The organism is Amycolatopsis sp. NPDC051106 (assembly GCF_040682775.1).
Taxonomy (GTDB): Bacteria; Actinomycetota; Actinomycetes; order Mycobacteriales; family Pseudonocardiaceae; genus Amycolatopsis.
The window spans coordinates 1-14,272 of the sequence record NZ_JBFBBQ010000094.1 but is presented as its reverse complement, the minus strand read 5'-3'; the positions used below and the strand labels follow the sequence as shown (position 1 = coordinate 14,272).

The following is a 14,272-nucleotide window of genomic DNA, read 5'->3' as shown; positions in this document are numbered from 1 at the left end:
GGTTCAGCGGATCGTACAGAGAAAGTATGGAAACCTTCCGTACCGTGACGGCGATGGCGGCAGGGGGCCGCCGACGGGGGTGGATCCATGACGCTCGATCGCAGGAACCTGCTCAAACTCGGTGCGGGAGCGGCCGTCGCGGTCGCGAGCACCGGGCTCATGACCGGCACGGCCGAAGCCGGGACGACGACCGCCTTGCCGCCCGTGCCGGGCATGCTGGGTGACCGGAAAGCCAACGAACTCTGGTACCAGCTCGACGAAATCGCGCTGTACCACCCCGCCCAGGAGGTCCGGGACGCCTACGCGGTGCTCTTCCCCTTCATCCAGCAGAACGCCCCGGAAGGCCTGCCCGCGAAGTGGCGGGAGCTCAGCCTCGAACCGGGCTACCCGCACAACTACGCCGAGTTCGTCAGGCCGATCGAGCAGCCGCTGAGCACGCTGTCGGCCTTGCAGCTCGGCAACTTCGACCGCTTCTACGGCGGAGACGAAGAGGGCCTCACGAGAGCCTTCGCGGCCTTCGGGCAAGGGATTCTGTTCGACCCGCGACGGGCCGACGTCGAGTCCGAAGTGCACACCATGGACGGCGATCCGCCGTCGGGCTACCACTTCTGGCACGCCGTCCAGCGCGCGCAGATGGTGTTGGACATCGACCGCCGCCGCTGGGCTCGGATCACCCCGATACTCGGCTTCGCCTGGGCGCTGCAGTCGATCGCGCGTCCCGACCACCGGCACGTCAACCCGGGTCTGCCGCGCGAGCAGGTCCGTGCGCAGGCCCGGTACTGGCTGCCGCGCTCGACGGCCGAGCTCGACCGTGACTTCCGTTCGTCGCCCTACCCGGACAGCACCCGCTGATACGCCGCCCGCAGCACCGGGCCCGGCGCGATCCCGAGCCGTTCGTCGAGGATCCGCCGGCCCCGGTGGTACACCGCCACCGCGTCCGCCGGCCGCCCGCTCGCGCAGAGCGCGGCCATGAGCAGCGCCCGTGCGCGTTCCCGCAGTGGGTGTTCGAGCACGAGGCCGGTGGCGTCCGGCACCGCCCGCAGGTGGTCGCCGGCCGCCACCTCCGCTTCGATCCGGCTCTCCAGGACGGCCAACCGGAGCTCCTCGAACCGCGCCGACTCTCCCGCGCGGAGCGGTTCGGCGATGCCGGCGAGCACCGGACCGCGCCACAGGTCCAACGCGGCACCGAACAACGCGGCCGCCCGGCCGGCCGACCCCGCCCGCAGCTCGTCGTGGCCGGAAGCGGCCAATCGCTCGAACTCCTCCGCGTCGACCGTGCCGCCGTCGGGCGCCAGCAGGTACCCTCCCCCCGACCGGACGAGCCGCGCGGGCCGCCCGAGTCCCTTGCGCAGCCGGGAAACGTACGTGCACAGCTGCGCGTCGACTGTCGACGGCCGGATGCCTTCCCACAGCAGCGAAATGAGCCGCTCATCGGGAACCACCCGCCCGCGGGCCAGCAGCAGCGCCGCCAGCAGCGTGCGCGGCTTCCGCCCGCCGAGCACCGCCGAGTGACCGTCCGCGCGGATCACCGCGAGCGGCCCGAGAATCCGGAACTCCATGCCCCACCCCGTTCCCAAGGTACCCGGACCGACACCGCCGGCACAGGAAAGTCTCAGACGGCCCACAGGTTGAGCGCGGATCATGGAGGTCAGAGGAGTCGAGGAGGCCGCGATGATCACGACACGACCGGGCTACCCGCGCTGGCACACCGCGAGCGCCCAGGGGCCGCGCTCGCTCAACGCCGACGCCGTCGGCGCGTACGCCGCGGCCGGTGGCCCCGGCATCGTGTTCGCCCTCGCGGACGGCGTCGGAGATGACCCGGCCGCCGCGCGGGCCGCCCGCATCGCGTCCGCGGCCGCCGCCCGCACGCCGGTCCACAAAGGACCGGTCGAGGCCGTGCTCGCCGCGCAGCGCGCGGTTCGCGAGCAGACGACCGGGGACGCCGTCCTCGTCGTCGCCATGCCGGCCGAGCACGGCGGGTACCGCGTCGCCTGGGTCGGCGACGCCCGCGCGTACGCCTGGGACGGCACCACGCTCGGCCGCCTGACCACCGACCACACGCTCGCCGAGTACTTCCGCGCCCGCCACCAGCCGGTGACCCCGCGGATGGAGCACGTGGTCACCACCAGCGTCCGCACGGCCGGCCCGGAGGAGATCGGCACGGCGGCGACGTCGAGCGCGGGGCTGCTGCTGACCAGCGACGGCGTCCACAAGCCGTTGACCGGCAGCGGGATCCGCGCGGTCTTGGCCCGGCCGGGCACGGGCGCGGCCGAGCTCGTCGAGGCGGCGCTCGCCCGCGGCGGCTCGGACAACGCGACCGCCGTCTACGTCGAACCCCTGGAGGCCGACAGCACGACGGTGCGATTTCCCGTCGCCGCGTAGGCCGAAGGGCAGCGACCGGGCTAGGCCGAACGGGGAAGACTCGTAGCCGATTCGTCACGGAGTGTTTATCCTGGTGACCGGTCGTGGTCGTGGTTTACCTGGGGGAGTACACACCGATGATCGAAACGGATCATTCCGGTTCCGTCCTGCTGACCCGCCGCCTGCTCTGGAACGGCGTCACCGGCAAGCCGCCGCGCCCCCAGCCGGTGGTGCTCCTGCTGGGCCCGGTCGGCGCCGGCAAGTCGCACGCGCTGTCGGAGATCGCCGACCACCTCGGCTGGGGCGTCGTGCACGCACGGTTCGACTTCGCCGAGGACGACCCCGCTCCCGTCGACGTCCTGATCCGGCTCGCCTACAACCTTTCCCGCAAGTGGCGCCACCGCGCGCAGCCGCGGTTCCTGCGCTTCACCGTCGCGCTGATCGCCGTCGGCGCGGAACTCACCACCACCGACCGCGTGCGGGACAAGGAAACGCTGCGCCGGCTGCTCGTGGAGTTCAAGCGCAGCCGCTGGCCGGGCCGGCTCGACCCCCTGGTGCGGGTGCTCGTGAAAACCGCGGCCACCGCCGTGCCGGCGCCGTTCGGTGACGCGTTCGCCGCCGAGGTCCCCGCGCTGATCCAGACCGTCCGCCCGCGGCTGCGCCACATCCTGCGTTCGCTGACCGACTTCGACCGGTTCAAGACCGGTGACGCCCTCGACGCGCTGGTCGACCTCAACTGGCTGGCGCGCGGGCACGAACCCGATCCCGACGGCGTCACCGCGTGGCTCACCGAGGCCTTCCTCGCCGACGTCCGGGAGAACCACCGCCGGATGTCCGCCCCGGAGCGGCGCAGCCCGTGCGACTGCGACAACCCCGGCAAGCAGTCCCACGTGCACAACTGGGTGGTGCTGCTCGACAACGTCGACCACCCCGGCGGGCTCGCGTTCCTCAAGGCCTTGACCGCGGCGCGCGAGGCCTACCGCCGCAAGCACGGCGACCGCGGCACCGGCGATCCGCTGCTGGTCGTGGCCACCAGCGGCAGGTGGGACGGCGAGTGGGAGCGGGAGCTCGCCCGCGCCTGGCGGCCGCCGTGGCAGCCGGACGGGACGGCGGCCCGGGTCGTGCCGAGCTGCCGCGACGCCTCCTACGACGACTGGGCCGACCATCCGGAGACCGCCCGGCCCTCGGGCTACTACCCCGTGCTGCTCGAGCCCCTGGACGTCCACGAGGTCGCGGACCTCCTGGGTGAAGACGTCCCCCGCGCGACGGTCGCGTTCGTCCACCGGGCCGGTGGCGGCCTGCCGAAGGCGGTGAAACAGCTGGCGGAGACACTGCGCGACACCCCGGTCCGCGACGGCGCCCGCGACGTGCTCGGCACCTCCGGCCCCGACCCGTGGCGCAGCTGGCTGACCGATCTCCGCTTGTCCACCGTGGACACGGACGCGCTGGTCACGGCGGCGCCCTTCGCCACCGCGCCGTGGCTGGTCCCGCTGCCCGAACACGGCCTGGTCGGCCAGCCGCACGTCGGCCCGATCCTCACCGAGCTCCGCGCGTCGCTGTGGGTGAACGCGCCGGGCCACGGTGGCGGCACCCCCGACCACGTCACCCTGCACCCGTGGCTCGCCGGCAACCTGATCTCGGCGCTGGCGCGGCGCAACGGCGGCGCGGGCCCGACCTACGCGGCCCAGTTCTCCGCGCTGCGCGGCGCCCCGGGCGCCGACGACGTCCGGCTCGCGTACTGCCTGCTCGCCCTCGGCGACTTCCCGGCCGTCGTGGACCTGTTCGAACGGGACTTCCCGGTGCTCCCGCACCGCGAGTGGGTCGACCGGCTCACCGTCGTCGTGCACGCGCCGGACGCCCAGCCGCTCGACGAGGACTACGAGCGCCTCTACGGCAAGCTCGTCGACGCCGATGTCGAGCGGAAACCGGACGGCCGCACCGAAATCCGCAACAACCTCGCCCGCCTGCTCGCCGCGAGCTGGCTGAGCGCGAACCCGTTCGCGGTACGCGGCCCGGACCAGAACCACGACATCGCCACCGCGCTGACCGCCCTGTCCTCGAAGTCGCAGCGCTCGGACACCAAAGCGCTCGACGACACCGCCAAGCTCGCCTCCCGCGGCCTCTGGCCCTGACGCGACGGAACGGAACGCCGATGCCCCGCACCGCGCTGCTCGACCGCCTCACCCCGGGGAACCGGCCCGCCGGGCCGCCCGTCCGGCCGCGAAGCCTGCTTCACCGGCACTGGACCGCCGTCACCGTCGTCGTGGTGCTCCTGGTGGCCGCCTACCTGTGGTGGAACCCGCCGTGGCAACAGTGCGGCGCCGGGCTGACCGAGGAGAACGACGTCTGCGTCGGCCTCTCCCTCGACTCCGGGCCGCTGCGCGACGACGACCCGCTCGCCGACCTCGAAGCCCTGATCGCCGACCGCAACGCCCAGGCGGGCAAGAACGCCAAGACCGTCGTGGTGCTCGAAAACCTGACACCGGACCCGGACGTCGACAGCACGCCGATCGAGTTCATCCGGCACGAGGTCCAGGGCGCGATCGCCGCGGCGTGGCCGCTTCCGGACACCACCGGCGTCAAGCTGCTGCTGGCGAACTTCGGCAGCAACGCCGAGCACTGGCGCGAAGCGGTCGGCCAGATCGTCGCGAACGCCGAAAGCCGGCGCATCGCCGCCGTCACCGGTATCGGCATCAGCCTGCAGAACACCCGCGACGCGATCGCCGAGCTGTCCCGCCAGGGCATCGTCACGATCGGCGCGACGGTGACCGCCGACGACCTGAACTTCGACGCGAACGGCAAGCGGATCAAGAACTTCTTCCGCGTCGGGCCGACCAACAGCGACGAGGCGCACGCCGCGCTCAACTACATCGCGAAGCTCCCGAAGCGGCGCACGATGCTCGTCACGGACGTCAACGAAGCCGACACCTACGCGGGCACCCTGGCCAAGGCGTTCACCGAGCAGGAGCTGGTGCCGATCCAGTTCTCGAAGAAGTACGACTCCCTGGAAGGACAGCTCACCGGCACGAGCCGCGACGAGTACCTCCAGAAGCTGTTCCGCGGCATGCACTCCGACATCTGCAACGCCCAGCCCGACGTCATCTACTTCGCCGGCCGCGGGGTCGACCTGAGGTCGTTCGTCTACGCGCTCTCGAACGACGGCGCGTGCCAGCAGCTCCGCTCGGTCACGGTGATCTCGGGGGACGACACCGCGACGCTCGTCGGGACGAAGCTCCCGCTGGCCGGCGACATCGCCGTCACGCCGCTGTACACCGCGCTGGCCTACCCGGACCAGTGGAAGATGTTCACCGGCAACGACGCCGCGCTGACCTACCAGCAGAACTACACGGACTTCATCAACAGTTTCACCGGCACGCACGAGTTCGAGGCGGACGCCCTGTCCGACGGCGCGGCGATGATCGAGCACGACGCCGTCGCGACGGCGGTCAAGGCGGCCGAAGACGACCCGTCGGGCAGCCCGCGGTCGGTGACGAACTTCGTCGCGAACATCGACTGCAACTCGGCCGTGGCCGGCGCCACCGGGTTCATCGCGTTCCGGCAGGACAGCGGCAACCAGATCGACAAGGTGCTGCCGATCCTGCGCATCGAGGCGGACGGCTCGGCCCGTCCGGTCGACCTCGTGTGGTCGCAGGGCCGGCCGCTGGACACGTCGCCGTCATGCACCTCGTGACCGCTTGAGCTGCCGGTATTCGCGCAGCACGAACACGATGATCACGGCATCGAGCGCGGCGAAGAACGGCAGCGCGATCGAGTGGGTGTGGATGGCCCGGAAGACCTCGTAGACGACGAACGCGGCGAGGATCACCGCCGCGACCGGGTACGCCCGGACGATCTTGCGCGCCAGCGCCCAGACCAGGCCGAGCTTGATCAGGCCATGAGCGAGCAGGTACGCGACCGCGAACGTCTTCGTGTCGCCGTGGAGGAAGTTCTCCGTCGCCGACTCCAGGTGCCGCGCGAGGGTGCCGGAGGGGTCGCCCAGCAGGTCACGCGTGATGACCGCGTGGGTGAACCCGCTGACGGTCGAGGCGGGGATGAACGCGAGGATCAGCGCCCCGACGACCTGCAGCGCGCCGTCGAGCCCCTTGATCGCGATCGCGATCCGGAAGAACCGCTCGGTCGCGTTCGTCTTCGCCTCAGCCATGCCCCCAGCTCAGCACGAACGGCAGGTCAGCGCACCTGGAGGCACCTTTCGCACCGTTCGTGCCGGGCTGTCCGGCCGGTCGGGTCCGTGCCGTAGAACGGGAAGCACGCCGCGCCGCAGACGGCCAGGAAGATCGGCCCGCACCGGAGGGGGTGCGGGCCGACCTGGTGGGCGACGGCCAGTGCGCGCCGCCGTGCGCCCGCTTCGGGGAGCCAGCCGTGGTCCGGGAGGGTGGCGCGGACCCGGGCGTCCAGCTCGTCCGCCCGGGCGACGAGGTCCGCGCCCAGCTCGGCGAGCCGTTCGCCCAGGTCGCGGACGATGTCGGGCCGGGGCATCTCGTCGTCGAGGGTGCGCGCCAGCCACGTGACGTCGAGGCCGAGCGAGCCGTGCAGGTCGTGGACGCGCTCGACCAGCCGCCGGTCCCGGTCGGTGCCGGTCAGCACCGGGCCAGCCACGCCGCCCGGCAGCCGGTGCACGTCGGATCGAACCAGTGCCCACCGAGCTGCGGAACGTCGCGCACCGCGACGGTCACCTCTTCCCCGCACAAGCTCACGAACGTTTCCTCCGGACGCGGCGGGAATGAGCCGTCGAGCGCGTGCCGCTTTCCCTCCGCCTGCTGCCACCTCAACATGATGTCCATTCAATCTGTCCGATCCGGTTGACACCAACACACTGAGAGGGTGATGGACGGAGTTCGTATCATCGGCTCATGAAAGCGACTTCTTCCACGCCGCGCGCTCGCGCGTTGGCCGCCGGGCTGCGCGAAGTACGCGAAGCGCACGGAGTGGGGTTGCGCCAGCTGGCGCGCATACTCGGCTTCGCGCCGCAAGTGCTGTCGTTGTGGGAGAAGGGGTTGAGGTTGCCGGCCGTCGCGGACGTGGCGCTCATCCTCGGCTTCTTCCACGTGCGAGGAGAAAAGCAGGAATATCTGCTGGAATTGGCCAGGACGGCACGCGAACGAGATTGGGTTACGCCGGGTACACCCGAAATCAGCCCCGAGCTTTCCGGGTTGGTGGAATGCGAGCGGTCCGCCACGAAGATCACCGCATGGGCCTGCACGCTTATTCCCGGAATTCTGCAGACCCCCGACTACGCACGAGCCATTCTCGACAACTCCGACCTCACGCGAAGCCAGGCCGACGCCCACCTGGCCATGCGACTCGATCGACAGAAGATGCTCACCCGGCCTGAACCGGTCCAGTACCGCGCGATCATCGGCGAGCGCGCTCTGCGCGAGCCGATAGCCGGCGAGGACATCATGTCCGACCAGATGGACCACCTGCTCGAGGTCGCCGAGCGACCCCACATCTCGCTACGGGTGCTTCCCGCCGAGGCCGGTTACCACCCCGGCATGCTGGGCTCCTTCTTCCTCTACGAGTACGAAGACACGCCACCGATCGCGCTGCTCGAGCACGCCTACTCGAGCGCTTTCCTCCATGCGGACGGACACATCCGCTCTTACCTGCGGCTTGCTAAAGTGTTGGCAGGGAGAGCGTTGAGCGAAGATGCCTCGCGTGCGCTGATCGCGGAGGCGGCGAAATAGCCCGAGGAGCCGAATGCAAGCCACCTGGCGCAAGTCCAGCCACAGCGGCGGCAATTCCGAGTGTGTCGAGGTGGCGATCGAGCGCACCGTCGGCGTGCGGGACAGCAAGGCGCCGGCCGCCGGTCAGCTCACCCTCTCGCGTCAGGCCTGGTCAGCGGCCCTCCGTCGGTTGCGCTGAGGTCTCGGACCGCACCACGTCCTCCGCGAAGGCGACGGCCGCCTTGGCCGCGTCGTCGCCGAAGATCGGGCCGTGGGCGTACAGGCCGTCGATGATCAGCAGCAGCCGGTCCGCCAGCCGCTCCGGGTCGGGCGCCGACGTCTCCGCCGCCAGTTCTCGCAGCTGCGTCCGTGCCCGCACCAGGTGGTCCACCGCCACGCGGTGGGCCGGGTGCCCCGGCTCCGGGAACTCCGCGAGAGTGGCGCGCAACGGGCAGCCGCGCGAACCGGTCGCCCGCGTCCCGGCCGCGCGTACCAGCTCCACCAGCTGCCGCTCCGGGGTGTCCGCGGCCGCCTTCGCGCCGGCCAGGAGGACGTCCCAGCCGGCGGCGCAGCGCCTCAGGTAGGCCACCACCAGGTCGTCCTTGCTCGCGAAGTGCGTGTAGAGCAGGTTCTTGCCGCACTCGCACTCGTCGATGATCCGCTGCAGCCCGACGGCGTGCACGCCGTGCCGGTCGAACAGCCGGGTGGCGGTTCCGAGGATGCGCTCACGGGCGTCCGGCGTCGGCATGCGGGGATGGTAATGGCCTCCCCGGGTTCCCGGGGAGGCCATTACGCGACTACATCGCCGGCGGCGCCGACTTCGTCCCCCAGTTCGTCGGGGTGTCACTCAAGCGGAACTGGATCTTGCCCGCGCGGAGCAGGTCCGCGTGGGAGATCCAGCTGCGGTCGTAACCACGGTGTCCGACCTGGACGTCCTTGGTGTACTGCAGTTTCGCCGCGCTCGCGCCGGGCGCCTCGATCTCGATCTTCCGGCCGCCGGCCGGCCGGATCTCGACCTTCTCGAACATCGGCGTGCTGAGCAGGTACGTCCCGGAGCCGGGCTGGGCTTCGAAGACGCCGGTCATGCCGAAGACGAGCCACGACGAGATGGTGCCGAGGTCGTCGTTGCCGGGCATGCCGTACGGCGTGTCGGTGAAGAGCGTCCGCGCCGCGCGCAGCACGGCCGACGTCTTCCACGGCGCGCCGGTCCAGCTGTACATCCAGGGCGCGTGCAGGTCGGGCTCGTTGTTCGGGTTGAAGGCGAAGTTGTTGTGGTAGTCGTACGCGCCGTGGACCCAGGAGTCCTTGGCGGCCTTCGCCGGGTCGGTGAGCAGCAGCGGCGTGTCGAAGAAGGTGTCGAGCCGCTGCTCCGCCTGCGCCGGGCCGCCCATCAGGCCGAACAGCTTCGCGGTGTCCTGCTGGGCGAGCCACTGGTACTGCCACGGCGTGCCCTCGTGGAAGCCGACCGACTGCGCCGGGTCGGGGTCGCCGACGCCGGTGCCGTCCGCGGCCTTCGTGCGCGGGAAGCCGGTGAAGCCGTGGGATTCGACGCTGGTGTCCCACAGTTTGGCGAAGTTGCCGCAGCGGTCCTTGAGCGTCTTGGCTTTGTCCCGGTACCCGAGCCCTTGGGCCATGGTCGAGAGGGCGCAGTCGGCGAGGGCGTACTCGAGGGTCGCCGAGCCGGCCTGGCGGGTGTCGCCGTACGTGTAGCCCGACAGGTCCTGGTAGCCGATCCAGCCGTTCTTGACGTACGTCGGATTGCCGTCACGGCCACGGAAGATCGACTGGTCCTCCGGGACTTCGTTGGCGTTGCGCCACAGCGCGTCGAACAGCTGGCGCGCGGTCCGGTCGTCGAGGATGCCGCGGCGGTAGTTGTCGACCACCCACGGCGTGACGGGGTCGCCGCTCATCACGTTCGTCTCGCCGCCGGCCAGCGCCCAGCGCGGTACCCAGCCGCCGTCCTGGTAGATCTTGAGGACGGACTTGGTCATGTCGGCGGCCTTGTCGGGGTGCAGCAGCGCGACGAGCTGGTTCTGCGAGCGGTAGGTGTCCCACAGGGAGAACATCTGGTAGTACGTGTCACGGCTTCGGTGGACTTCGTCGTCGAAGCCGCGGTAGGAACCGTCCACATCGGACCCGACGGACGGGTGCAGCAGCGACCGGTACAGCGCGCTGTAGTAGGTCCGCTGGTCGGCGGTGGTCCCGCCGGCGACGCGCATGCGGTTCAGCTCGTCTTCCCAGGTGTCGTGTGCTTGTCGCTTCGCCTTGTCGAACGACTTGGGCTGCTCGGCGGTGCGGTTGAGCCGGGCGCCGTCGACGGAGGTGTAGGAGAGGCCGACCGAGGCGCCGACCTGGCTCTTGTCGGAGCCGAAGGTGAGCCAGGCGCCGGTGCGCTGGGTGCCGAGCTTCGCGTCACGCTGGTTCGGGGTGAGCTTGTCGTCGGTCCAGGTGCCGAAGCTGGTGAACTTGCGGTCGAACTTGGCGCTGAAGAAGACCTTGTAGCGCTCTTTTTGCGTCTCCCAGCAGAAGTTGCCGCCCTGCAGCCAGCCTTCGACGGTGTCGTCCCCGACGACGTGCACGTCGCCGGCGTAGGTGTAGCCGTTGCTCTCGCCGACCTCGATGAGGACGTTCTCGCTCGTTCCCTCAGGGAACGTGTAGCGGTGCTGCCCGGTGCGCTGGGTGGCGGTCAGCTCGGCTTCGATGCCGTTGCCGAGCTTGACCCCGTAGTACCCGGGTTGCCGGGTTTCGTCGGCGTGGCTGAACTTGGCGCCGTACTGCGCGGGGTCACTGCTGGTGACGGCGCCGGTGGTAGGCATGAACCTTACGTTGCCCATCGTTTGACAGCCCACGCCGGAGAGGTGGGTGTGGCTGAAGCCGAGGGTGGTGTCCTGCGCGTAGTCGTAGGACGCGTACTTCTTGAGCTGGGTGTCCGGGCTGAGCTGCACCATCCCGAAGGGGGTGGTGGCGCCCGGGAAGGTGGTGCCGTCCCCGTTGTTGCCGATCGAGGTGTCGACGAGGGTGGTGGGATCGTCGGCGAACCTGGGTTGGGCATCGGCCGGTGTGGCTCCGGCCAGCGCGGCGGCCGTGGCTCCGGCGAGCAGGGTGGCAAGGACGCGCGTCCCCCTCTTCGGGATGCACCGTCTCATCCGTCTCCTCCTGACAACGTTGTCACTTATCCGGTGAGATCTTTTCCGTTGTCCGGTGGACAAATCAAGCCCCAAGGTCTCGAGCGCCCCAATGTGGCCTTCGTTGCGTCCAACGCACCCAAGGCGGCCTTCGGTGCGTCAGACGCAACCAAGGCCGCCTTGGGGCGCTCGGTCTCAGGGCCGGCAAGTCACCGGCGGTCTCGGGCGGCCGGCAGCCGCGGCGTAGGTGTCACGGAGCTCACTGATCACCTTGCCCGGCTCGGTCCGAAGGCGGCTCGGCAATGTCTGCAGGTAGACGATTCCAGCGGCCGAGTACCGAGCGTTCCGCGCCAGAGTTGCCGCGTAGTGGTCACCTCCCTCGTGGTACTTGCGCGAGTCGATCTCCCATGCGAACGCTACGTCTTCGCACCAGGCGTCCGGCTTCGAGATGAAGGCACCGTGCCGATCGAAGACACCGAGACGTTCCACTCGGCAGGTGGCAAACCCGCAAGCTTCCAGATTTCCCAAGCGTCAGCTTCGGCCACCGACTCGGCGCCATTGAGGAGCGCCTGCAATGCTCTGCGCGGGAGGGCGGAGCCTCGCTGGCTACCCCTGCTCAGCTCGCGATCGAGTTGCTCGGCAGTACACCTCCTTCGCTGCACCGCTTCCGCGAGCATCGCCTGCACCGTGTCGAAGTCGCGGACTCTGCGCGCTCCGTCCAGCACCGCACGGTGCACGGGCGCGACCGGCACGTTGTCCCGAACCATGGCTTTCGGCAGCCGGGTGGTGCGCTCGACGACGGCGAACCCGGCACTGGTGACCTCACGCTCGTGCGGTACCAGCAGGTGAACGTCGTCCGGCTCCGGCACCTGCTGCAAACCGTGGCGCCGCAATGCCCACAAACCCGTGATCATGGAGCCTCCGCCCCCGCGAAGGAGGGCAGCTTTCAAGCGTTGCTCATCGGTCGGCTCAGAAGCATGCAGCAGGATCACGCCGGGCAGCAGCCGTCGCCATGGCCCGCCGGGCAGGCATCGACGGTAAACACTGCTGCGAGGCATCCCGATCTCTTCGAGCTCGGATACGCGCACGACATCCGGGCTGTTCGGGTGGCCGGTGACGAGTGGGTGTTTGGTCCAGGTTCCTCGGTACATGCGCCGAGGATGATCACGAGGTCCGACAAAATCTCTGCGAAGCAGAGCGCGAACGGTCCTTTCGCTTCGCTTCCGACCGAAATCCGCCGTTCGCAGCACCCCTGCGCCAACGCCCCAATGTGGCCTTGGGTGCGTTCAACGCACCGAAGGCCACCTTGGGTGCGTTCAACGCACCGAAGGCCACATTGGGGCGCTGGGGCCGGTCAGATCTGGTGGGTCACGTGACCGTCCAGGATCGTGGCCGTTACCGGGAGCGTCCTCAGGTCTGACGCGGACAGTGTGGACGGGTCCGCCGCCGTCACCGTCAAGTCCGCCACGTCCCCCACTGACACTCCGCGGCGCCCGCCCGAAGCCGCCGCCAGGGCGTCCGGCAAGGACAACGCCTGCTCCGGGTGCCACGGCGGGCGGTCGTCGTCCGTGCGGAACACCGCCGAGGCGATTCCGTCCCACGGATCCAATGGTGCCACCGGCGCGTCCGAGCCGAACTCCAGACGGGCGCCCGATTCCAGCAGCGAGCGGTACGGGAACGCCCGCGAAGTCCGGCCGTGCCAATGCCGGTCCGCGACGTCGCGGTCGTCCGGCTGATGCGCCGGCTGGACCGCCGCGATCACACCCAAGGAAGCGAACCGCGACACGTCAGCAAGAGAAAGCAACTGCGCGTGCTCGATCCGCCCGGGGCAACCGACCTGCGCGAACGCGTCCAGCGCGATCGTGTTGGCCTGGTCGCCGATCGCGTGGACCGCGGGGATCAGCCCGTGCGAGAAAGCCCGCTCCATCAACGGAACCAGCTCGGACGGCGGCAGCTCGAGCAGCCCCGAGGAGTCCGAGCCCGGGTAGGGATCGTGGCAATAAGCCGTGCGGGTGTTGAGGGATCCGTCCACGAAGAGCTTGAACGGGCCCACCGTCAGCAGCCCGCCCGACTCCGGGAGGACGTCGCCCGTGCGGTGGCCACGCTCGATGGTCTGGTCCAGCAAGTGGCGGGCGATCACGCATGAGATCCGGGCCGCCGGGGCGCCTCGGCGCGTCCAGTCCGTCACCGTGTCCGCGTATTCGTAGTCGACGATCTGGGTCACGCCCCGCGCCGCCGCCGCGGACACCGCTTCCCTCACCCACTCGTCCTGGACGTCGATCGCGGCCGTGGGGAGCTGGGCCGTCGCGGTCATGCAGTCGCTCTCCAGCAGCACGCCCGTCGGGTGGTCGCGGCCGATCAGCTTCAGTGCCGCCGGGCTCAGCCACAGCGTGTGCAGATCCGCGCTGAACAACGCCACCGCCCGCCCGGGCAGCGCCCGCTGCAGCAGGTCCTTGTGCGGCTTGTCCGGCCACAGCCCGTCGCGGAAGCCCGCGCCCACCACCAGCTCCGACTGCGGCGCCGGCGTCGCCAGCAGATGTGCCAGCAGCAGCTCGATCGCCTCCCCCGCCGACCGCGCCGCGTCGAGCGGGATCCGGCGGCGGGACGTCGCCCACTGCACGAGGTGGACGTGCGCGTCGACCAGCCCCGGCAGCAGCGTGCCACCGTGCCCGTCGACGACCCGCGCCGCGAACCCGGCCGAACCCGGCTCGGTGATCGCCGTGACGCGGCCGTCGTTGACCCGGACGTCCGCGAGCTCCCCGCCGAGGCCCGGCCGCACGCGGCGCAGGAGTAGATCATCCATGCGGACCACCCTGCCAGCCGGGCCCGTCCGGGTGAAGCACCGAGTGAGATGGGAATGAGATGGGTATCAGCTACCGTTGTACGAGACGTAATAAGCGATGGCAGCCGTCGCCCGCCGAAGGGTCAGGGCCGGTCCATGGGCGCCGCCTTCACAAGCCGCGCAGGGTTCGACTCCCTCGGTTGCCGCCGAAGATCCGTGAATGTCGCATTGAGGGACTCTGAGTCCCTCAAAGCGACATTAACTGCTTTATGCCCCCCGCCAGTTACCGCGGGGCCACCCTGCCAGGCCCCCCAAGCCCC

The 14,272-nt window shown here is 70.2% G+C and carries 14 protein-coding genes; 6 read left to right on the top strand and 8 right to left on the bottom strand.

What is annotated here, in order from left to right; genetic code table 11:
• Positions 1–87 precede the first annotated feature (87 nt).
• Positions 88–852, top strand: a complete 765-nt coding sequence (locus tag AB0M83_RS40395) for a hypothetical protein (RefSeq protein ID WP_364525772.1) — start codon at positions 88–90, stop codon at positions 850–852.
• On the opposite strand, the gene AB0M83_RS40390 is transcribed toward AB0M83_RS40395, so the two are convergent.
• Positions 831–1,559, bottom strand: a complete 729-nt coding sequence (locus AB0M83_RS40390) for an AfsR/SARP family transcriptional regulator (RefSeq protein ID WP_364525770.1) — start codon at positions 1,557–1,559, stop codon at positions 831–833. The two genes, AB0M83_RS40395 and AB0M83_RS40390, sit on opposite strands and share 22 nt — an antisense overlap.
• Before the next feature lie 112 nt (positions 1,560–1,671).
• On the opposite strand from AB0M83_RS40390, the gene AB0M83_RS40385 reads away from it, so the two are divergent.
• From AB0M83_RS40385 to AB0M83_RS40375, 3 genes are all read left to right on the top strand, one after another.
• Complete coding sequence (locus AB0M83_RS40385) at positions 1,672–2,382, top strand: serine/threonine protein phosphatase (RefSeq protein ID WP_364525768.1); 711 nt, start codon at positions 1,672–1,674, stop codon at positions 2,380–2,382.
• 116 nt (positions 2,383–2,498) lie between these two features.
• On the top strand, positions 2,499–4,493 hold the full coding sequence (locus tag AB0M83_RS40380; protein WP_364525766.1) for a hypothetical protein: 1,995 nt from the start codon (positions 2,499–2,501) through the stop codon (positions 4,491–4,493).
• A gap of 20 nt (positions 4,494–4,513) precedes the next feature.
• On the top strand, positions 4,514–6,052 hold the full coding sequence (locus AB0M83_RS40375) for an amino acid ABC transporter substrate-binding protein (protein ID WP_364525764.1): 1,539 nt from the start codon (positions 4,514–4,516) through the stop codon (positions 6,050–6,052).
• Here the strand turns inward: AB0M83_RS40375 and AB0M83_RS40370 are convergent.
• From AB0M83_RS40370 to AB0M83_RS40360, 3 genes are read right to left on the bottom strand one after another with little or no spacing between them, the layout of a single operon-like run.
• Positions 6,038–6,523, bottom strand: coding sequence for a DUF2127 domain-containing protein (locus AB0M83_RS40370; protein WP_364525762.1), 486 nt, complete (start codon positions 6,521–6,523; stop codon positions 6,038–6,040). The genes AB0M83_RS40375 and AB0M83_RS40370 overlap by 15 nt on opposite strands.
• A gap of 26 nt (positions 6,524–6,549) precedes the next feature.
• Positions 6,550–6,966, bottom strand: a complete 417-nt coding sequence (locus tag AB0M83_RS40365; RefSeq protein ID WP_364525760.1) for a hypothetical protein — start codon at positions 6,964–6,966, stop codon at positions 6,550–6,552.
• Positions 6,960–7,154 (bottom strand): zinc finger protein, encoded by a 195-nt coding sequence (locus tag AB0M83_RS40360; protein ID WP_364525758.1) that lies wholly within the window; start codon positions 7,152–7,154, stop codon positions 6,960–6,962. Before AB0M83_RS40360 ends, AB0M83_RS40365 begins: the two co-directional genes overlap by 7 nt.
• 78 nt (positions 7,155–7,232) lie before the next feature.
• Between AB0M83_RS40360 and AB0M83_RS40355 the strand changes: the two genes are divergently transcribed.
• Together AB0M83_RS40355 and AB0M83_RS40350 are read left to right on the top strand one after the other, a co-directional pair.
• Entirely contained in the window at positions 7,233–8,066 is an 834-nt protein-coding gene (locus tag AB0M83_RS40355; protein ID WP_364525756.1) for a helix-turn-helix transcriptional regulator, read from the top strand.
• 13 nt (positions 8,067–8,079) lie between these two features.
• Positions 8,080–8,244: a DUF397 domain-containing protein gene (locus tag AB0M83_RS40350; RefSeq protein WP_364525754.1), complete on the top strand. Its 165-nt coding sequence runs from the start codon at positions 8,080–8,082 to the stop codon at positions 8,242–8,244.
• Here the strand turns inward: AB0M83_RS40350 and AB0M83_RS40345 are convergent.
• The 4 genes from AB0M83_RS40345 to AB0M83_RS40330 form a co-directional block, all read right to left on the bottom strand.
• Positions 8,218–8,793 (bottom strand): TetR/AcrR family transcriptional regulator, encoded by a 576-nt coding sequence (locus tag AB0M83_RS40345; protein WP_364525752.1) that lies wholly within the window; start codon positions 8,791–8,793, stop codon positions 8,218–8,220. The genes AB0M83_RS40350 and AB0M83_RS40345 overlap by 27 nt on opposite strands.
• A gap of 49 nt (positions 8,794–8,842) precedes the next feature.
• Positions 8,843–11,191, bottom strand: coding sequence for a GH92 family glycosyl hydrolase (locus AB0M83_RS40340; RefSeq protein WP_364525750.1), 2,349 nt, complete (start codon positions 11,189–11,191; stop codon positions 8,843–8,845).
• A 395-nt stretch (positions 11,192–11,586) separates the two neighbouring features.
• The gene (locus AB0M83_RS40335; RefSeq protein ID WP_364525748.1) at positions 11,587–12,321 is read right to left on the bottom strand and encodes a hypothetical protein; all 735 of its coding nucleotides are present in this window, start codon (positions 12,319–12,321) and stop codon (positions 11,587–11,589) included.
• Between the two features lie 203 nt (positions 12,322–12,524).
• On the bottom strand, positions 12,525–13,973 hold the full coding sequence (locus AB0M83_RS40330; protein WP_364525746.1) for an amidohydrolase: 1,449 nt from the start codon (positions 13,971–13,973) through the stop codon (positions 12,525–12,527).
• Positions 13,974–14,272 lie beyond the last annotated feature (299 nt).